The sequence below is a fragment of the Pseudoalteromonas sp. 1181_04 genome, assembly GCF_052850545.1.
Genome location: NZ_VXCS01000031.1, coordinates 22,334 through 42,868 on the forward strand (window position 1 = coordinate 22,334; position 20,535 = coordinate 42,868).

General features: G+C 41.9%; 20 protein-coding genes. 13 read left to right on the plus strand and 7 right to left on the minus strand.

Annotated features, from left to right (window positions below; genetic code table 11):
* Positions 1–196: 196 nt before the first annotated feature.
* From FW757_RS20300 to pspF, 6 genes are read right to left on the minus strand one after another with little or no spacing between them, the layout of a single operon-like run.
* Positions 197–958: an ATP-binding cassette domain-containing protein gene (locus FW757_RS20300; protein WP_149980752.1), complete on the minus strand. Its 762-nt coding sequence runs from the start codon at positions 956–958 to the stop codon at positions 197–199.
* Complete coding sequence (locus FW757_RS20305; protein ID WP_182761441.1) at positions 958–1,950, minus strand: peptide ABC transporter ATP-binding protein; 993 nt, start codon at positions 1,948–1,950, stop codon at positions 958–960. The genes FW757_RS20300 and FW757_RS20305 overlap by 1 nt, the downstream gene beginning before the upstream one ends.
* Entirely contained in the window at positions 1,951–2,844 is an 894-nt protein-coding gene (locus tag FW757_RS20310) for an ABC transporter permease subunit (RefSeq protein WP_182761442.1), read from the minus strand. It lies immediately after the preceding gene.
* Positions 2,831–3,865 (minus strand): ABC transporter permease, encoded by a 1,035-nt coding sequence (locus tag FW757_RS20315; RefSeq protein WP_145241448.1) that lies wholly within the window; start codon positions 3,863–3,865, stop codon positions 2,831–2,833. The genes FW757_RS20310 and FW757_RS20315 overlap by 14 nt, the downstream gene beginning before the upstream one ends.
* Entirely contained in the window at positions 3,865–5,472 is a 1,608-nt protein-coding gene (locus tag FW757_RS20320) for an ABC transporter substrate-binding protein (protein WP_446441626.1), read from the minus strand. The genes FW757_RS20315 and FW757_RS20320 overlap by 1 nt, the downstream gene beginning before the upstream one ends.
* A gap of 18 nt (positions 5,473–5,490) precedes the next feature.
* The gene (pspF, locus tag FW757_RS20325) at positions 5,491–6,549 is read right to left on the minus strand and encodes a phage shock protein operon transcriptional activator (RefSeq protein ID WP_446441627.1); all 1,059 of its coding nucleotides are present in this window, start codon (positions 6,547–6,549) and stop codon (positions 5,491–5,493) included.
* A 187-nt stretch (positions 6,550–6,736) separates the two neighbouring features.
* Between pspF and pspA the strand changes: the two genes are divergently transcribed.
* The 11 genes from pspA to FW757_RS20380 all read left to right on the plus strand — a co-directional run bounded on the left by pspA (position 6,737) and on the right by FW757_RS20380 (position 18,111).
* On the plus strand, positions 6,737–7,396 hold the full coding sequence (gene pspA, locus FW757_RS20330) for a phage shock protein PspA (RefSeq protein WP_145241442.1): 660 nt from the start codon (positions 6,737–6,739) through the stop codon (positions 7,394–7,396).
* Positions 7,397–7,463: 67 nt separating this feature from the next.
* Complete coding sequence (pspB, locus tag FW757_RS20335) at positions 7,464–7,697, plus strand: envelope stress response membrane protein PspB (protein ID WP_145241440.1); 234 nt, start codon at positions 7,464–7,466, stop codon at positions 7,695–7,697.
* Entirely contained in the window at positions 7,694–8,095 is a 402-nt protein-coding gene (gene pspC, locus FW757_RS20340) for an envelope stress response membrane protein PspC (protein ID WP_145241438.1), read from the plus strand. Before pspB ends, pspC begins: the two co-directional genes overlap by 4 nt.
* A 58-nt stretch (positions 8,096–8,153) precedes the next feature.
* Positions 8,154–9,569, plus strand: a complete 1,416-nt coding sequence (locus FW757_RS20345) for a YcjX family protein (protein ID WP_215909075.1) — start codon at positions 8,154–8,156, stop codon at positions 9,567–9,569.
* Positions 9,566–10,585 (plus strand): TIGR01620 family protein, encoded by a 1,020-nt coding sequence (locus FW757_RS20350; RefSeq protein WP_446441628.1) that lies wholly within the window; start codon positions 9,566–9,568, stop codon positions 10,583–10,585. Before FW757_RS20345 ends, FW757_RS20350 begins: the two co-directional genes overlap by 4 nt.
* Before the next feature lie 167 nt (positions 10,586–10,752).
* Positions 10,753–11,934: a methionine gamma-lyase gene (gene megL / locus FW757_RS20355; RefSeq protein ID WP_182830624.1), complete on the plus strand. Its 1,182-nt coding sequence runs from the start codon at positions 10,753–10,755 to the stop codon at positions 11,932–11,934.
* Between the two features lie 212 nt (positions 11,935–12,146).
* Complete coding sequence (phhA, locus tag FW757_RS20360) at positions 12,147–12,944, plus strand: phenylalanine 4-monooxygenase (protein WP_145241432.1); 798 nt, start codon at positions 12,147–12,149, stop codon at positions 12,942–12,944.
* 9 nt (positions 12,945–12,953) lie between these two features.
* Complete coding sequence (locus tag FW757_RS20365) at positions 12,954–13,298, plus strand: 4a-hydroxytetrahydrobiopterin dehydratase (RefSeq protein ID WP_149980747.1); 345 nt, start codon at positions 12,954–12,956, stop codon at positions 13,296–13,298.
* A gap of 170 nt (positions 13,299–13,468) precedes the next feature.
* Positions 13,469–17,356 (plus strand): ATP-dependent RNA helicase HrpA, encoded by a 3,888-nt coding sequence (gene hrpA, locus FW757_RS20370; protein WP_182794728.1) that lies wholly within the window; start codon positions 13,469–13,471, stop codon positions 17,354–17,356.
* 72 nt (positions 17,357–17,428) lie between these two features.
* Positions 17,429–17,806, plus strand: coding sequence for a response regulator (locus tag FW757_RS20375; protein WP_145241521.1), 378 nt, complete (start codon positions 17,429–17,431; stop codon positions 17,804–17,806).
* Between the two features lie 8 nt (positions 17,807–17,814).
* The gene (locus FW757_RS20380) at positions 17,815–18,111 is read left to right on the plus strand and encodes a PilZ domain-containing protein (protein ID WP_145241426.1); all 297 of its coding nucleotides are present in this window, start codon (positions 17,815–17,817) and stop codon (positions 18,109–18,111) included.
* Positions 18,112–18,145: 34 nt separating this feature from the next.
* Here the strand turns inward: FW757_RS20380 and FW757_RS20385 are convergent, their stop codons facing one another.
* Positions 18,146–19,336 carry a class I SAM-dependent methyltransferase gene (locus tag FW757_RS20385; RefSeq protein ID WP_145241424.1) on the minus strand — a complete coding sequence of 397 codons (1,191 nt, stop codon included), beginning with the start codon at positions 19,334–19,336 and terminating at the stop codon, positions 18,146–18,148.
* Positions 19,337–19,474: 138 nt separating this feature from the next.
* Here FW757_RS20385 and FW757_RS20390 point away from each other — a divergent pair, with 138 nt between their 5' ends.
* Positions 19,475–20,140 (plus strand): HD domain-containing protein, encoded by a 666-nt coding sequence (locus tag FW757_RS20390; RefSeq protein WP_145241422.1) that lies wholly within the window; start codon positions 19,475–19,477, stop codon positions 20,138–20,140.
* Entirely contained in the window at positions 20,140–20,529 is a 390-nt protein-coding gene (locus FW757_RS20395) for a VOC family protein (protein WP_145241420.1), read from the plus strand. The genes FW757_RS20390 and FW757_RS20395 overlap by 1 nt, the downstream gene beginning before the upstream one ends.
* The last annotated feature ends 6 nt before the right edge of the window (positions 20,530–20,535 follow it).

Genomic DNA, 20,535 nt, shown 5'->3' on the forward strand with positions numbered 1-20,535 from the left:
TTGATTAAGGTTCTATTTTTCCAGAACCTACTATTTCTGAGTTAAACGTAAGCACTATCCCAAATACGATGTTCTCATTTCGCATAAAGCGGTTGATAAATCCGCTTTACTATTGGCTTTCGTTTTTTAACCACAAACAGCGATAGATATATATCCCTTAACTGCTCTGGCTTTTCCTAGAACCTAGAACCTTTTTTTAGCAACTCAACAACTTCTGAGTGACTTTTGATTTTGGCTTTTGGAATACATCCTCGGTTCTACCGTATTCAACAATTTCACCGTGATCGAGTACTACAAGTTGATCGCTGATGTGGCGTACTAAACTTAAGTGGTGAGTGATCAAGATATAACTGAGACCCGTGTCCTGTTGAAGCTTGAGTAGCAGGTTGACGGTTTGTGCACGTACAGAAGGGTCCAGAGACGATAATGCTTCATCAAGTACCACAACCTTAGGGTCGAGTATTAATGCACGTGCTAGAGCGACACGTTGCAGCTGACCGCCACTAAACATATGTGGGTAGTAATACTGATGGTCGTTTAATAAACCTACTTTAGACAGTGTTGCGGTGATTTTTTCAGCGCGAGTTACTTTATCCAAAGATGTATTATATTGCAGGCAATCGTCGAGCATATCGCCGATCGTTAAACCTGGGTTTAGCGAGGCTTCGGAGTCTTGAAAAATCATTCTAATATGGCGGCATTGCTGATCGCGAACGCCTTTGTTTTCGATGATGTTGCCATCGAGTAGGATTTGCCCAGCATCTGCGCTGTCTGCTCCAGCGAGTAATTTTGCTAGGGTACTTTTACCAGAGCCAGTTTCGCCAATAATAGCCAGTGTTTCACCTTGCTCTAAACAAAACGAGATGTTTTTTAATACCTCAAAACGCTTACGTGAAAATAACCCAGCACGCAGGTTAAAGCTTTTTGACAAGGCTTGCACTTTTAACAGAGGTTGCATTATTTCATCACCTTAATCAATGGAAAATGACACGCATAACTATGACCATGTTGTTTAGTTAAAGGCGGTGTTACTACACAAGCTTTTTGTGCCTGCGGACAGCGAGGACCAAGACGACAGCCTATGGGCAAATGCTGCAAGGTTGGGATTGTACCTTTTAGTGCATAAAAAGGTTCTTTATGGGCAAGCCCTTGCTCATAATCCGGTAAGCTTTTTAATAATGCTTGCGTATAAGGGTGGCGAGGCTGGGCAAAAATACGCTGGGTTGGACCTGCTTCAACCATTTGCCCGCAGTAAAGTACATGCATACCATGGGACCAATTAATGATTTCTTCAAGTTCATGGGAGATCATTAAAATTGACATGTTTTTAAGTTGATTTAAACTTTTTAATAACCGAAATACTTGCGCGCGGGTGGTACTTTCCAGCGCGGTGGTTGGTTCATCGGCAATCAGTAACTTAGGTGTACGAGCAATGGCCATAGCAATCATGACCTTTTGACATACGCCTTCTGAGAGCTCGTGAGGGTAGCTCGATAGTACTTTTTCGTGATCTTTAATGCCCACTTTATGGATCAACGCTTTTACTCGGTCTTTACGTTCGCGGTTACGCTTTAAGAAAAACCCGGAGTTTGCTATTTCTGGGAGCGTTTCGGCTATTTGCTCAAATATTTTTGCGGTTGGATCAAGACAGCGACTGGGATCTTGATAAATCATTGCGATGTCACTACCAACAATTTTACGTCGTTGTTCGTTTGATAGACGCATTAAATCTACGCCACGCCAATGCATTCGGTCGGCTGTAATGTGCCAGCGTTTATTTAATACACCCACAATGGCTTTAGCAATTAAGCTTTTACCTGAGCCAGATTCGCCCACTAATGCATGTACTTCACCTTCTTTGAGGCTCAAGTTCACTCTATCTACGGCGCGAATAACAGTATCAGAGGTGCGCAGCTCTATGGTCAGATTTCGTATATCAAGTAATTGCATTTAGTCAGCCTTACGTGCTTTGAGCACTTGGCGTAGCCCGTCGCCCACTAAGTTGGTCGACAGCACGGCTAAAAAGAGTAATACCCCAGGCAAGCCAACGGTCCAAGGTGCTAAATAAATTAAACCCAGATTTTCAGCTAAAATTGCACCCCACTCTGTGGTTGGTGGTTGTGCCCCTAGTTTTAAAAAGCCCAAAGCGGAAATATCTAAAATAGCGGTCGATAATGCCATCGTAAAAATAACCACAATATGCTCATAAATATTTGGAAAAATCCCTCTGGAGAGAATATGCCAATTCGATGCGCCATCAAGTTTAAATGCAGTAATGTAATCTTTATTAAGCTCAGTGACGATGAGGTTACGCACCGAGTGAATAAATTGCGGTAATAGCGCTAAAATAATTGCCCACACGGTATTCATCAGGCCTGGGCCTAATATCGCAATAATAATAATCGCTAATAATAAAGACGGTATTGATAAGGTTATATCAAGTAGATGATTTAAAAAGCTTGAGCGAATACCTCGGCTAATGCCGGCAAATGTGCCTACTAACACACCTATGATGGTGGTGATCAGCGCAGCAATGACTGATAAGCCAAAGGTATAAGTTGCGCCATTCATAAGCCGTGAGAGTACATCGCGACCTAAATCGTCAGTACCGAGTATAAAACGTACATCGCCCATTTCATGCCACGATGGAGGAATAAGTAACGCTTCACTGTGTTGTTGGTTTACCCCATATGGTGCAATCAGTGGCGCAGCCGCAGCTAAAATAGCAAAGGCGATAAAAATCCATAACCCCACTAAGGCAGGATGATTGGATTTAAATTTGCGCCAAAATCGCGCTAATGGCGATTTGTTTGACTCTTCTGAAAATAAATTAAACTTTGCCATGCGCTTGATTCCGTGACAGCGGGTCGAACAAGGTATAGGTTAATTCTGCAATAATAGTCGCCAGAATTACAAACATCGATACCGCTAATAAGCCACCTTGAATGGCAGGGTAGTCTCGTTGATAAATACTATCAATTAACCAACGGCCAACACCGGGCCATGAAAAAATCACCTCAGTGATCATCGCCAGAGTGATCAAAGTACTAAACTGCAAACCAATTTGCTTTATAACCGGTAACAAGGCATTACGTAAGGCATGATGCATAATTAATTGGGCACGGTTTAAGCCTTTGGCTCGGGCGGTTTTAATAAAACTTTGCTCAAGCACATGCAACATCGACTCTCGTGTAAAGCGCACTAATACAGTGGTTGGGTACATTGCCAGAACAATGGTCGGCAGGGTTAAATGATGCAGAGCATCAAGCATAGCCAGACCAGAATAAGGAAAGTCTGCTAATACAATATCAATCAAAATAAAGCCAGTTTGGGAGGGGATCTCGTACAGTAAGCCCATTCGCCCTGACATCGGGAACCAACCTAGTTGTAATGAGAACACCATGATCAGCAGCAAAGCTAACCAAAATACCGGCATTGAGTAGCCTACTAACGTTGTGGAGTTAACCAGTTTATCTGGCCAGCGCCGATGATAGGCCGCCGCCAAGATACCTGCCGGAACGCCAACCACAACAGAAATAATTAACGCATAAATACTCAGCTCTAACGTGGCTGGGAATAGCTCGATAATATGAGTAAATACGCTGTCGCCCGAAGCGAACGACACGCCCCAGTCGCCTTGCACAATACGCGCAATAAAAGCAAAATATTGCATTAAATAATTATCGTTAAAGTGATATTTTTCTTGTAGTTCACTGGTTTGTGAAAAACTGGTATTACTGATACCACTTAAATTACTAAGCGGATCGCCGGGAAATAAATAACTGAGTGAAAATGTAAATACACTCAAGGTAAACATCATAAATAACAGTAAGCCTAAACGGCGTAAAATATAATTTAACACCATTATTTTTTCCTCGCGTTGGCTAAGGAAATTGCGCCAAATGGGCCAAGTGGAATACCTTCTACATCGGCACTACTTGCTTGAAAACGCATACCGTGGGCAAGTGGTAATAAAGGTAGTTCACGCACTATCATCGCTTGTGCTTGTTGATAATAGGCTTTTCGTTTGGCTAAATCGGTGGTATCAAGCGCTTGTGTCAAGAGTAAGTCAAACTCAGGATCACACCAATTCGCAGGGTTTTTACCACTAAATGCCGCGGTGCAACTGAGTAGCGGGCTAAAAAAGTTATCTGGATCCGGTGTATCTGCAGCCCAACCTAATAACACGCTGTCATGGCGGTGTTCACCTATGCGTTGAATAAAGGTGTTCCACTCATACTCAACAATGCTGACGTTTACACCAATTTTTCGTAAATCGCTTTGCATTAGCTCGGCCATTTTACGTGCGTTAGGATTATAAATTCGGCTCACTGGCATAGCCCAAATGGTCATATCAAAGCCATTTGGAAAGCCAGCCTCAATCAGCAGTTTTTTAGCTAGATCAGGGTTAAATCCGGGTAGTTTAGCTTGTGGTTGATATGCCCATGATGTTGGCGGTAATAACGATTGCGCACGAATACCGTTGCCGTAATAAACTGCTTGCATGATTTTTTCAACGTCAATGGCATGGGCCAGTGCTTGGCGTACTCTTAAATCGTCAAATGGTGGGCGCTCGGTATTAAACGCCCAATAACCTACATTAAGATTGGTTTCTTTTTGTACGTTAATGTCGTCGCGTTGGGCTAAAATACTTAATTGCGCGCTACTTGGGTGTGCGGTTACATCACACTCTTTAGTGAGCATTTTTGCAATTCGGGTGGTGCCATTTGGGGTGATGTCGTAAACCAACTGCTCCAGCACTACATGGTGTTTCCAATAGTCAGGATTACGATAATAGCGTACTAAGTGATCGCGGCGATACTCTTTATAAACATAGGGGCCAGTACCAACAGGGTATTGATCAAAAAGATTAACTTGGTCGCGCTGTTTTAATTGCATGGCATATTCGCGAGACAAAACCACTGCAAAATCAGTTGCCATATTGGCTAAAAAGCTGCTTTCGGCATTAAATAATTCAAAGCGCACTTGGTAGTCGGACACGCGAACAATTTGCCGAATTAGCTGGTCGATGCCGACACTTTGAAAATAAGGGTAATTGGCATCCCCAACAAAGTGATAAGGATTATACACATCGAATAAACGGCTAAAGGTAAAGATTACATCATCAGCGTTAAACTCTCTGCTTGGGGTAAAGTATGCAGTAGTATGAAACTTCACTCCTTTGCGCAAGGTAAAGGTAACTGACTTGCCGTCTTTACTTATTTTCCAGTCAGTGGCCAGTTCACTTTTAAATTCAGCGGTCACGGGATCGATACTGATCAAACGGTCATACAATTGATTTGCAATAATATCGATCGTCGAACCTGTGGTCGTCACTTGGGGATTGAACGACACAGGGTTAGCCTCAGCGCAATAAACTAAGCCCTGATTCTTTTCTTCTAGTGTTTTTTCTTTGGTATCTAAGCAACCCGTTAGGCATACCGTTAAGATACCAAGTAATAATTTATACACTCGTTTAGCCTCTGACTATTATTGTTGATCTAACAAGTTGTATTTTTTCAAATAGCCTCGTAGTTGATGATACGTTAAACCAAGTACTTCTGCAGTTTTCTTTTGATTAAATTGACTATATTCAAGCGCTTTTTTTATTAAATCAATTTCAAATTCATTTGAGAGGTCTTTTAAGCTACATGGAAACTGAAATTGCGGGGTACTTGTTGCAACTATCGGTTCATTGGCGACAACTGCAACAGGAGCTGCTTCTATGGCTGTAGTGGGGAGTTTTTTAATTCGTTGCTTGGGTCTAAAGCGGCTTTCAAATGGGTCTAAAATAATCTGGTGAACGGGAATATGTTCACTGCCATGGCGATATAAACTTCGTTCCACGACATTTTTAAGTTCACGTATATTACCTGGCCAATCATGCCCTTGCAGTATTTCCACAGCACTGCGGGTGAAACCACTGAATAGTTGCCAGTCCAAATCACGGGCCATATTCATCGCAAATTGCTCAGCGAGTAACATGATGTCTTCCTGACGTTCGCGCAGTGGCGGTAAAGTGATTACATCAAATGCGAGCCTGTCGAGTAAATCGCTTCTAAATTCACCTTGCTCGGCTAAATAAGGAAGGTCTTCATTGGTTGCGCAGACTAAGCGAGTATCGACCTTGACGGTTTGTTTGCCACCGACTCGCTCAAATTCACCGTATTCAATTACCCGTAATAGTTTTTCTTGCACCATGGCAGAGGTATTTGCTAGTTCGTCTAAAAATAGCGTACCGGCATTGGCACGTTCAAAGCGTCCTTCGTGGCGTTTACTTGCGCCGGTAAAGGCACCACTTTCATGGCCAAACAATTCGCTTTCAAGCAAGTTTTCGTTAAGTGCCGCACAGTTGAGCTTAATGTAGCTTTGCTCCCAGCGCTTTGATAAAAAGTGTAAACGGGCGGCGATCAGTTCTTTACCTGTGCCACGTTCACCAATAATCAGTACTGGTTTATCTAAACTTGCCAGCTGTGAAACTTGATCAAGTACCGCTAAAAAGCTGTCTGATTGGCCGAGTAAATTATCTTGTTGGCGAAATTGGCTCATATTCCCTAACTCTTAGTCATTTTTACTAACAGTTAGTGTATTTCATAATTAGGGAGAACTAAAGGAATTTGTATTTTTAGTTTAACATTATGAAAATATTACTGTATTTTATGTTTTATAAAGTTGGCAAGCATATTGTAACAGTAACAGCAGACCAATTAAGTTAAACACTACAGAGGTAAATGTTATGGGAATTTTTTCGCGTTTTGCAGATATTGTTAATTCTAATATCAATGCCATTTTAGATAAAGCAGAAGATCCTGAAAAAATGGTACGTCTGATCATCCAAGAGATGGAAGACACATTAGTTGAAGTACGTTCAACCTCTGCGAAAACATTAGCAGAGAAAAAAGAATTAGTACGTCGTGTCGATACATTAAAAGAGCAAGTCGCTCAATGGCAAGATAAAGCCGAGCTGGCATTGAGCAAAGACCGTGATGATCTAGCCCGTGCTGCATTGCTTGAAAAGCAAAAGTCAGCACAAGCGGTTGCTGCTGTTGAAGATGAACTCAGTCACATAGAATCTCACATTGATAAGCTGCAACAGGAAGTAAGTACGCTACAAGACAAGTTAGCGGATGCAAAAGCACGTCAAAAAGCGATTATTTTACGTCAACGCTCAGCTGAGTCACGCCTAGAGGTGAAAAAAGCATTAGACAGCTCTAAAGTTGAAGATGCATTAAATCGCTTTGAGCGCTACGAAACTAAGATTGATGGACTAGAATCACAAGTAGAATCGTACGACTTAGGTAAAAAGTCATTGGCTGATGAAATTGCTGAGTTACAGCAAAACGAAAAAATCGATGATGAATTAGCTGCACTTAAAAAGAAGCTTGCTGATAAATAAAGATAATAAATAAAGGGGGAGTCATCCCCCTATGCTTGATAAATTAATGGATGTGTAGGAGAGGGTTATGTTTGATGCAGAAGTGTTTGTTGCTCCAATTATCATTTTTATGGTTGTGGTAGCACCCCTTTGGTTAATTTTACATTACCGAAGTAAAAAGCAAGTAAGCCAAGGCTTGAGCGAACACGAACACCGCCAGTTACTTGAGCTTGCTCAAAAAGCAGATAAAATGGCTGACCGAGTAGAAACTTTAGAAGCACTACTTGATCAAGAGGCCCCACAGTGGAGGCGTAAGGTATGAGTGCTAAACGTGAACTGCTAAGAGATCCAGCACGTGGTAAAATAGCCGGTGTATGTGCAGGGCTCAGTGATTATTTCAATATGGAATTGTGGTTAGTACGTATTATCGTAGTAACGGCAGTGTTACTAGCTGGTGGCCCGTTGTTTGTTGTGGCTTACATCGCAGCGTGGTTTATTTTAGATAAAAAACCTGCCAATGCACAAAGCAAAACTGATGCGGCAAAACACGAAGATCCTCTTGAAGTAAAATTTAAAGTATGGCAAAAAGGTGAGCCACCACGTCGTGCTTTACAAGATCTAAAAGACCGTTTGGGACGTGTTGATATACGTTTACAAGATATGGAACGTTATGTTACTTCAACCGAGTTTACGGTTAGCCGTGAAATCAATAAGCTGTAAAGGACTTAATAGCACTTTAGCCACCTAACTAATAATGGCGCTGAAGTGCTAGCTCATTATGATAAACACTTCATCTGCAAAAAACGCCTTTAATAAACTCAAAGGTAAGGCTGAAAAAGCTGTTCACCGTAGTTTAGATCAACACGTAAAATTAGCGGTAACTGGCCTCAGTGGCAGTGGTAAAACCGCTTTTATTACCGCTTTAGTAAAGCATTTAACCAGTCAAGCAACAGACAAAAACTTACCGTTTTTTGATGTTATGCAGCAACAGCGTCATATCGCCACAAAAATAGTGCCGCAACAAGCGCTGACCATTCCTACATTTGATTACCCTAAAGCCCTGAGTGCTTTATTGCCGCTTGAAGGGCAACCACACTGGCCTGCATCAACCGAGCGCATAAATACTTTACGTCTAGCAATTAAATACCGGAGTGACGCAGGCTTACGTGGTCACTTTGCACCGCAATCAACCTTATATTTAGACATTATTGATTACCCCGGTGAGTGGCTGCTTGATTTACCCATGCTAGAGCAAAGCTATCAACAATGGAGTGAGCAGCAATATGCACTGTTACAGCGCTCTCCTCGGGTTGAAAAGGCACAAGCATTTTTAACTGCACTGAGCGAGCTTGATTTAACAGCCCCAGTAGATGAAAGTGCGCTAAGCGCGATTGCTACGCACTATCAAACACTGTTAGTGAGTCTTAAAAAAGACACTAAATTGGCGATGCTACAACCTGGACGCATGCTGATGCCAGGTGAATTACAAGGTGCACCGTTATTACTGTTTTTCCCAGTTGCACAGGCTAATGATGAGGTGGTTGCAGGGTCTAATTTGGCGCACTTGCAAAAGCGCTTTAATGCTTATGTGAAAGAAGTGGTTAAGCCATTTTATACACAACACTTTCGCAACTTTGATCGGCAAATAGTGCTTGTTGATGTGCTCAGTGCGCTCAATGAAGGGCCTGAGACGTTGCAAGAGCAAGGGGATGTGATCAAACAATTACTTGCGCATTTTAACTATGGCGAAACTGGCTTTTTGAAACGCTTGTTTAAACCCAATATAGATAAACTATTGTTTGCTGCGAATAAGTCAGATCATATTAGTAGTGCACACCATAAAGATTTAGCGCTGTTGTTGGACTCATTAGTGCACGAGCAAAGTAATCACTTAAAATTTGATGGCGTTAAAATAGAAACTATGGCGATGTCATCTATTACGGCAACCATGCCAAAACAAGTGGTTGAGCAAGGTAAAACCCTCAATTGTATTTATGGTAAGCCGTTATCAGAGTCGCAATGGTTGACCTACTTACCACCGCAGCCACCAATGCGCATGCTCAATAAAGATGAGTGGCCAAGCCATGGTTTTGAGTTTTTATCGTTTGCACCAATGCCAAGTCCAGACAAGCAACTAAAACACATTCGTTTAGATCATGTCATGCAGTACCTTTTAGGAGACAAACTAACATGAGCAAGACCGCTTCAGGCTTTCAAGCCGGCAGACGTATTGATACTAGTGAACAGCCAATAGACAATGAACTTACCTTGACCCCAGCTAAAGTGATCGATCAAGGGGAGTATGAATATGAGCACGTTATCGATGAGCCCCAAGATGAAGAGATTGATTTAACCCCTGTTTATAAAAAGTCAAAATGGCAAACTCTGAAAGGGGTGTTTGCGATTAGCTTTATAACTTTAGTGTTAGCTGAATTTATATTTTCTATGGTTGTGACATTTCAGCAATCCATCATCTTAGGCAGCGTATATTTAATTGCAGTGCTCAGTGGCGTGTTGTTATTGGGGCGCTTGTTATGGCGCGAATATAGAATGTTGCGCAGCTTAAAGCGCAATCAATTACATCGTCATGAAGCGGATCGATTGCTCAATAGCGAACAGGTTGGTGGGGCACTACCTTGGCTTGAAAAACTCAATAAACATCAGCAGTTAACCGGCTTTGATGAGTTTAAAGCAAGCATTGATAGCCATCATAGCGATAAAGAGATCATGACCTTGTACGCCGATAGTTTGTTAGTGAAACAAGATACTCAAGCTAAAAAGCTGATCAACCGTTTTGCCACTGAATCAGGCTTGTTAGTGGCATTAAGTCCATTAGCGCTGGTGGATATGATGGCAGTGCTTTGGCGGGGCACAAAACTGATTGAGCAAATAGGTAAGATTTACGGTATCGGATTTGGTTATGCTAGCCGGATCAAGCTCTATCGTATGTTGATCAAGCAAGTGATGTTTGTTGGCAGTGCTGAGTTAGTATCGGATTTAGCTGCTACAGCGCTCAGTGCTGAATTACTAGGTAAATTATCAGGACGTGCAGCACAAGGCTTAAGCGCGGGTATATTTACCGCACGCATTGGTTATAAAGCGATGGAACTAAGCCGTCCTTTACCACGACTTGAGCATAAGCGCAGCTTGCTTAAAGGTACTGCGCAATTGATTGCCAGCAAAATTATGAGCCGCAAAGCTTCGCCGTAAGGAGCTGGCACGAAAGAAACGAGCTGACAATAAATCTGTACAGTGGTGAACGGCCACTGTACTAACTACATCCAAATTTATAGCCATCTGAGCATCTGGCATGCTTGTGCTTTATCCTGCGATACGTTTTGATTATGGGATCAATAATAATCAAAAAAGATCAGACAATGAACAAACTCCACATCGACAGCCAATGTATCCATGGACCAGAAAAAGCCAATGATCCGCATGGTGCACTTACTGCTCCTTTATACCAAACTTCAACGTTTCATTTTAGCAGTGCCGCGCAAGGTGCAGCACGTTTTGCTGGTGAAGAACCGGGCTATATTTATACCCGTTTAGGTAACCCGACGACGACAGAGCTTGAACAAAAAGTCGCACAACTTGAAAGTTGCGAAGCCGCTGCAGCAACAGCCACAGGAATGGGCGCGGTTTCTGCATCGGTATTAAGTTTTTTATCGCAAGGCGATCACTTAGTCGCATCAAGCGCTTTGTATGGCTGTACGTTTGCTTTCTTCGCACATATGTTGCCGCGTTGGGGGATTGAAGTGACGTTTGTAGATATGACCGATGAGCAGCAATTACGCGATGCAATTAAACTGAATTCAAAAATGATTTTTGCCGAAACCCCAGTTAATCCAACTATGGCGGTAATTGATTTAGCGTTAATAGGACAAGTGGCAAAACAACACAATTTGATCAGTGTAATAGATAACACCTTTCTCACGCCGTTACTGCAAAAGCCAATTGATTATGGCATTGATTTAATTGTTCACAGTGCTACTAAATATTTAAATGGTCACGGTGATGTTGTGGCAGGTTTGGTGTGTGGCAGTCAAGAGCACATTACATTAATTAAAATGACCGTACTTAAAGATATTGGTGCAACAATTAGTCCACACGATGCATGGCTTATTAATCGTGGTTTAAAAACCTTAGCGATACGCATGCAGCGTCATTGTGAAAGTGCGCAAATTATTGCTGAATTTTTAGAGCAGCATCCCCAAGTTAATACCGTTTATTACCCCGGACTTGCATCTCACCCAGGGTTTAAGTTTATCGGTAAGCAAATGAAAGCCTCTGGTGGCGTTATTGCCTTTGAATTAAAAGGCAGCCTAAAAGATGGCGAGCAGTTTATTAATAATACCCAACTGTGCACACTCGCCGTGAGTTTAGGAGACGCCGAAACACTCATTCAACATCCGGCATCGATGACTCATTCACCGTATTCACCCGAAGAAAGAGCAGCTGCGGGTATTAGCGATGGCCTGATCAGACTATCTGTTGGCCTTGAAGATGTTAACGATATAATTAACGACCTTAACCACGCTTTTACTTTTATTGCATAGCTTGTAAGATTATATTTACGGTTTGTGTTGCTTCTAGCCCTTTGAAAATAGCACTGTAAACTTTTTGATCTAAAAGTGTAATGTTTGGTGTACAAAAGGCGGTTTGGTTCTAATAGCTGATGTTGTCTCAGCTATTAAACTTTGCCTTACATTTGCTTAGTATCTCCTTAACAGGTTGACACCGATATCGGTTTAACACTAAGAAGGTTATTATGGCTAAAGCAAGTAAATACACCTCCAAGACACCAGATGAAAATGGCGTTATCCATTGGAGCGAAGCAGAAAATAAAATATGGTCAGAACTAGTCGCACGCCAACTAAAATGTATTGCAGGCAAAGCTTGCAATGAATACATGGAAGGGCTTGAAAAAATAAACCTGCCTCATGACCGTATTCCGCAGTTAAGTGAGCTTAATGAAGTATTACTAGCGACTACCGGCTGGCAAGTTACACCTGTGCCAGCTTTAATCGACTTTGATGAATTCTTTCGTTTATTAGCAAATAAGCAATTTCCAGTCGCAACCTTTATTCGCAGCCGTGAAGAGTTTGATTACCTGCAAGAACCTGATATTTTTCATGAAATATTTGGTCATTGTGCAATGCTTACTAATCCTGATTTTGCCAAGTTTACGCATAAATATGGCCAGTTAGGTTACGCTGCCGAGAAAAAAGATCGGGTTTACCTTGCCCGTATGTATTGGTTTACGGTTGAGTTTGGCCTAATGCAAACAGATGATGGTCTACGTATTTATGGTGGCGGTATTTTATCAAGTCCAGGTGAAACACAATACGTGTATTCAGATAAGCCCGAGATCAACCCAATGAATGTATTGGATGTATTACGCACGCCGTACCGAATTGATATTATGCAGCCTTTGTACTACACCATTAATTCTATCCATGATTTATTTGATATTTCACAGCTGGATATTATGGCGTTAGTTGCGCAAGCAAAAGAATTAGGGTTACATGACCCAAAATTTCCTCCTAAAGAAAAATTAGCAAGTTAAGGATTTAAGATGTCATCATTAAGCGCACAAAAATGTGAAGCCTGTCACGTAGACGCTCCACAAGTATCAGATACCGAGTTAGCTGAATTAATTAAAATGATCCCAGATTGGGTGCCTGAAGTACGCGACGGTATTATGCAATTAGAGCGTGTTTATAAATTTAAAAACTTTAAACAAGCCATCGCTTTTACTAATAAAGTAGGTGATATGGCTGAAGATGAAGGCCATCACCCGGGCTTGCTAACAGAGTGGGGCAAAGTAACGGTAACGTGGTGGAGCCATTCAATTAAAGGCTTACACAAAAATGATTTTATTTGCGCTGCCAAAACAGATGAAGTTTTCGCTGCTCTATAAATAAAACACAGCAATTGTTCTGCCCAAAGAACATGAAAGGCGCTTAATTAGCGCCTTTTTTATTGTTTTAAGCTTTGGTTATTACATTTTATATCGCAGCAAAGTTAACCCCTGCGGCGAAGTTTGCTACAATCGCTCGTCTTTACTCAAATTTTATAAGGTAGTCGCGGGTGGTTAACCTAGGTCAATTGTTTGGTGAACTAAAAACGTGTTTAAGAAAAGATCAATTCATCTTTAAAAAACGCCTTCACGGCATAAAAAAAATAACCGATGAAACAAAACAAGCAGCCGTGATTGAAAAAATCACTGCAGATATAGCACGTAGCCAACAATTGCGAGAGGTGCGCTTAGCTCAGTTACCTAAAGTAACTTACCCTGAGCAGCTCCCCGTCAGTCAGAAAAAAGACGACATTAAAGAGGCTATCGCCAATAACCAAGTGGTTATTATCGCGGGTGAAACCGGCTCAGGTAAAACCACGCAAATTCCTAAAATGTGTTTAGAACTTGGCCGTGGCGTTGATGGTTATATCGGTCACACCCAACCAAGACGTTTGGCTGCGCGCAGTGTCGCGGATCGGATTGCTCATGAAATGCAATGTGAACTTGGCCAGCAAGTGGGTTTTAAAATTCGTTTTAGCGATCAAGTATCAAATAACAGCTATATAAAGTTGATGACTGACGGTATTTTACTGGCGGAAATTCAACAAGACCGATTTTTAAACCAGTATGACACCATTATTATTGATGAAGCTCATGAACGTAGTTTAAACATTGATTTTATTTTAGGTTATTTGAAAAACCTATTACCAAAGCGTCCTGATTTAAAAATAATTATTACCTCTGCGACCATTGATCCAGAGCGATTCTCAAAGCATTTTAATGATGCACCGATTATTGAAGTGTCAGGACGAACATTTCCGGTGGATGTGCGTTATCGTCCTTTGGTTGAAATTGATAAAAATGATATGGAGGCTGAAGGCGACCAGCTGCAAGGTATTTTTGATGCCGTTGATGAGCTGTGCCAAGAAGGCCCAGGCGATATTTTAATCTTCTTAAATGGTGAACGGGAAATACGCGATACTGCTGATGCCCTTAGTAAACGTAATTTAAAAGGAGCGGATGTTTTACCTTTGTATTCGCGCCTTTCTAACGCAGAACAAAACCGTATTTTTGCTCCCCATAGTCGTCGTCATATTATTTTATCGACCAACGTTGCTGAAACCTCACTTACTGTGCCGGGTATTCGATACGTTATTGATCCTGGTACCGCGCGCATTAGCCGTTATAGTTATCGTACTAAAGTGCAGCGTTTACCGATTGAGCCAATATCACAAGCCAGTGCCAATCAGCGAAAAGGCCGCTGTGGCCGTGTGGAAGCGGGTATTTGTATTCGTTTATATGCTGAAGATGATTTTAATTCGCGCCCAGAGTTTACTGATCCAGAAATACTACGTACTAATTTAGCCTCAGTTATTTTAAAAATGCTTGGCTTAGGGTTGGGCGATATGGCCGAGTTCCCATTTGTACAAGCACCAGATAGCCGTAATATCAACGATGGCTTAACGTTACTAGAGGAACTTGAAGCGGTAAAACCTAGTCGTCACAATAGCAATACACAGCTTACTAAATCGGGTATTGAACTGAGCCGCTTACCGGTTGACCCGCGTTTAGCTAAAATGGTACTAACAGCACAAAAGCTGGGTGCGCTGCGTGAAGTGATTATTATTGTGGCGGCGTTATCGATTCAAGATCCACGCGAGCGCCCGCAAGAAAAACGCGCTGCTGCAAACGAAAAGCATGGCCGTTTTGACGATCCTGATTCAGATTTCATCGCCTTTTTAAATTTATGGAATTACTTAGAAGAGCAGCAAAGTGAGCTAAGTAACAGCCAATTCAGAAAGCTGTGCCAAAAGGATATGCTCGCTTATATGCGTATTCGTGAGTGGCAAGATATCGTTTATCAGCTCAGTACTGTGTGCAATGAAATGGGCATGAAAGCGACCAGCAATGTTGCCGATGGCGATAAAATCCATCAAGCGCTATTGAGTGGCATGCTCAGTCACATTGGTTTTAAAGATGAAAAGCAAGTATATAAAGGCGCTCGCAACAGTCAGTTTCATGTATTCCCAGGCTCTGGATTATTTAAGAAAAGCCCAAAATGGTTGATGTCGGCAGAGCTGGTTGAAACCAGTAAATTATATGCACGTATTAATGCCAAAATTAACATCGATTGGGTTGAACCATTAGCACAACACTTAGTAAAACGCAGTTACAGTGAGCCGCATTGGGAGAAAAAGCCCGGCGCAGTGATCGCTTTCGAACAGCAGGTACTATACGGGCTGATCATAGTGTCAAAGCGTCGCTGTGTGTACAGTAACATTGATCCGAAAGTTAGCCGCCAGTTGTTTATTCGCAGTGCCTTAGTAGAGCAAGATTTAGGTCAAAATGAAGGGTTTTTGCAGTTTAATCGCGAACTGATTGAAGATATTCAAACTCTAGAAAATAAAAGCCGCCGTCGTGATATTTTAGTTGATGAGCAAACCTTATATGAGTTTTACGATAAGAAAATTCCTGCTCAAATAAACAGTCGTGCAGCATTTAATAAATGGTATAAAACGCAAAAGCAGCAGGATAAACATTACTTGCAAATGACACGTGATGATTTAATGCAACACGGTGCTGATAGTGTTACTGAGTTTGATTACCCCGATGTATGGCAACAAGGTAATTTAATGTTGCCGTTGAGCTATCATTTTGATCCAGGCCAAGCGGTCGATGGGGTTGCAGTGCAAATTCCGGTGGCCTTACTAAACCAAGTAGAAGAAGCTGGCTTTGACTGGCATATTCCTGCATTTCGTCATGAGTTGATCACCGGTTTAATTAAATCTTTACCTAAATCACTACGTCGTAATTTTGTGCCTGCGCCAAATTATGCAGATGCGGTTCTTGCAGCAATCGAGCCTATGCAAGGTAACTTCATTGAGGCGCTCAGTACGCGTTTATTACGTATGACAGGTGTAAAAGTTGATCCAGAGGCCTGGGATTTAACCACCCTTGCGACTCACTTACGACTGCAGTTTGAAGTTCGTGATGAAAAAGATAATGTACTTGCCCGAGGTATGGATTTAGCGAAACTCAAAGCGCAATTGCAGGGTAAAGTGACGCAAACGCTGTCTAAAGTGGCAGATAAAGGCATTGAAAAAGCTGACCTATTGCAATGGGATTTTGGCAAGTTACCGGTATCCTATGTGAAAAAACAAGGCCAGTATGAAATCAAAGCGTATCCTGCGCTGGTAGATAAAAAATCATCGGCGGCAGTGGAGCTATTTGATAACGAAGTTAAAGCGCAAACTGCCCATCAGCAGGGGTTACGCCGTTTGGTATTACTGAATGTACCTTCGCCGATAAAATATTTGCAACAAAACTTACCCAATAAGGCTAAATTAGGTCTATATTTTAATCCGTTTGGTAAGGTTGCTGATTTAATTGATGACTGTATTGCCGCAGGCGTTGACAGTTTATTGGTGAAATTAGGCGATGTACGCACCGAACAAGCGTTTGAGCAAGTAAAAGAGCACGTGCGCGGTGAGCTCGGCGATGCGGTTGTTGCTATTGCAACCCAAGTTGAGCAAGTGTTGAGTATTGCGCATGCGTTACATAAAAAAATGAAAGGGCGAGTTGATTTAACCATGATCACTGCACATGGAGATATAAAAAGCCAACTGGGATCTTTGGTATTCAAAGGCTTTGTTTCAAATCATGGCGCAGACAAACTTAGTGATTTAATTCGTTACTTAAAAGCAATAGAAAAACGCTTAGAAAAGTTGCCAGTTGATCCAAATCGTGACAGATTATGTGTACTTGAGTTAGAAAAGGTTGCTCAAGAGTATCAAAAACAGCTGAAAAAAGTGCCGCCTGGAATGCCTGCTCCGCAACAATTGCAGGATATATTTTGGATGCAACAAGAGCTTAGAGTATCCTTGTTTGCGCAAACGTTAGGGACACCGTATCCGATTTCAGCTAAGCGTGTATTGAATGCTCTGAAAGAAATTGATTGAGTTTGGTATTTAGTAAACATCGAATACCTTGGAAGGAAATATTTGTTAGATGAGAAGGAACTGATATTAACCATGCGCTCATCCGCTAATACACACCCGCGTTTACTAGTTGTAGATGACGAGTACTTTAATTTTGAAATGCTCAAAGTCGCTTTATCAGCGGATTTTGAGCTCAGTTATGCTGAATCAGGTAAGAGCTGTTTATCGTCGGCTATTGCAAATCCACCGGATGCGATTTTACTCGATGTATGTATGCCCGGCCTAGATGGTTACGACACGTGTCGAATGTTGAAGAACACCCCTGAAACTCGTAATATTCCTGTTGTTATGGTGTCAGGCTTAGAATCCGTACAGGAACAACAAGCTGGTTTTGATGCCGGTTGCGATGCCTATGTGGTGAAGCCTTTTTCGGTCGTGGGGTTATTAGAAAAAATCAATACGGTTGTTTAGGAGTTATTATGCTAAATGAAGATAAACGTAATTTTAGACGTATGCAATTAAATGCACAGGCAAAATTAACCACACTTGAGCCAGTCGCTGATCAACATTTTGATGCTGTATGTGTCGATTTAAGTGCAACTGGGTTGTCACTGCAGTTGGATGAATTACTTGAACTGGGCACCATTGTGAAGGTGAATATTGATTCGACCAGCCCTGCCATTGCACCACTTGATGCAACAGCAAAAGTCGTTCGTGCCAGCAAAGAAAGTGATGGCACGGTAACCGCTGGGCTAGAAATAATGCAGTTTAATTAACCTGATGAACTCAGGTTAATTAGTTGCAGTCAGTTTAGTAAACTTTACAGATCAGGCCTTTTAGGTAAAAACCTTCAGGGTAACTGCCTGCGATTGGATGATCAGCAGCTTGGTTTAAACGCTCCATGATCAACAAATCCTTACCAGCATCAAGGGCTGCATCAGCAACCACTTTTTGAAATAAATTTTGCTCCATTAAACCTGAACATGAGAACGTAAGCAACGTACCACCTGGTTTAAGAATTTGCATGGCAATCATATTGATATCTTTATAGCCACGACACGCACCCGTTAGTTGTGCTTTGTTATCAGCAAATTTAGGTGGGTCCATAACGATAGTATCGAATAACACCCCATCTTCACGGTATTGGCGTAGTAATTTAAATACATCTTGTTTTATGAAGTCAACTTTATCTAAATCAAGATTATTGTGCTCGACATTACGTTTTGCGGTATCAAGCGCGGGTTGCGATACGTCAACGTTAGTAACATGCTCGCAGCCGCCACGCAGTGCATACAATGAAAAGGTACCTGTGTAGCTAAAACAGTTAAGTACTCTTTTATCTTTTGAAAAACGCTCTAATGCAGCACGGCTATCACGTTGATCAAGGTAGAAACCGGTTTTATGACCTTCGAGAATGTCTACTTCAATTTTAAAACCATTTTCTTCAATTAATACTGGCTGCTCAGGCTTATTACCCCATAACACGCCCATAGTCGGCTCTAAGCCTTCTTTGGTGCGCACATCGACATCAGAGCGCTCATACACGTTACAGCCTGGGAAAATAGCGATTAAAGCGCCAACTATTTCACCTTTATGGCGCTCAGCACCGGCACTTAATAACTGACACACTAAAAAGTTGTCAAATTTATCAATGGTTACACCTGGTAAAAAATCAGACTCGGCGGCACATAACCGAAATCCCGTTAAGCCACCTTCAGTAATTACTTGCTCGCGTGCCGCAAAGGCACGACGTAAGCGACGTTCAAAAAAAGCTTGGTCGATGATTTCTGTTTCATCAAAGCTCCAAACACGCGCGCGGATCTGTGAGTGCGGACTGTAAGCCGCTGTAGCTAAAAATTTACCATTACTATCGTGAATGGTCACTGTGTCACCTAAACCTGGCTTACCTTTTATTTTTTTGATGGCTTTTGAAAACAACCATGGGTGTTTTCTTTTTAGTGATTTTTCACGACCAGCTTCTAGGTATACGACAGATGACATTAGGCTTCTCATTACGGATAAATTAAGAGCGTATTTTAGTGAAGCAGGCTCGAACATACAATGAATGTTTTGCACAACAGCCTATAACCGCGGTAAAGTAACAGTAATTCAATGCATTAATTTGAAATTACAGGATTTATGGAACAACGTTTGCCCGTTTTAGTATTATCTGAGCCGTTGCAACAGCTAGAAAATCATTGCCGTGCTTTTATTTTGTCGTTAGTGAGTGCTGATGTCGCCCACGATATTACCCATATTGAACGAGTCGTGCGTGTTGCAAAACAGCTCTGCTTTGCTGAAGATGCTTCGATGGACGTGGTGTTACCCGCAGCATGGTTGCATGACTGTGTTGCAGTGGCTAAAAACCACCCGGATCGCGCTAAAGCTTCAACAATGGCCGCAGATAAAGCAATTTCATTTTTAGCGTCAATAGGGTACGACGCGCAATATTTTGATGCCATTCATCATGCTATTGTAGCCCATAGTTTTAGTGCTAACATTGCAATTGAAAGTGTGGAAGCACAAATCGTTCAAGATGCTGATCGTATGGATGCTTTAGGAGCAATTGGTGTCAGCCGCTGTATGAAAGTAGGGGGCTCAATCGGACGCAATTTATATCACCCTGACGATCCATTTTGCGCCCACCGCAGCCCGGATGACAGCTTGTATACATTAGATCACTTCTTCATCAAGCTATTACATATTGCACAGAGTATGAATACACCTTCAGCAAAAGCAGAAGCGGTGCGTCGTACTGAATATATGCAGGTATTTATTGAACAACTTAAGTCGGAGATTGGCTAATGGCAATGCCTACTTTATCTGGTGTCGATCATTGCCATTTAAATGTGACTAACCTTGCGCAAGCCGTCACGTGGTACAAAACAGTCCTTGGATTTAATATTGTGCCAGAGCTTGCTTTTTGGGATGAGGGTACTGGGCCTTTAACACTAGAAGATCCTGCGGCAACTATTCGCTTAGCGTTATTTGAGCGAGAGGGCAGTAGTAAAGGGATTGCATTTGGCGCATCTGGAGAGCAGTTTATCGCTTGGCTTAAGCATTTGGCTGACTTAAATATTAAAACCGTGGTTGCTGATCACAAAGTTACATACTCTGTTTATTTTCAGGATTTAAGTGGTAATAGTCATGAAATCACCTCTCATGACTATGCATATATCTCGGCCAACATCTAGCATATG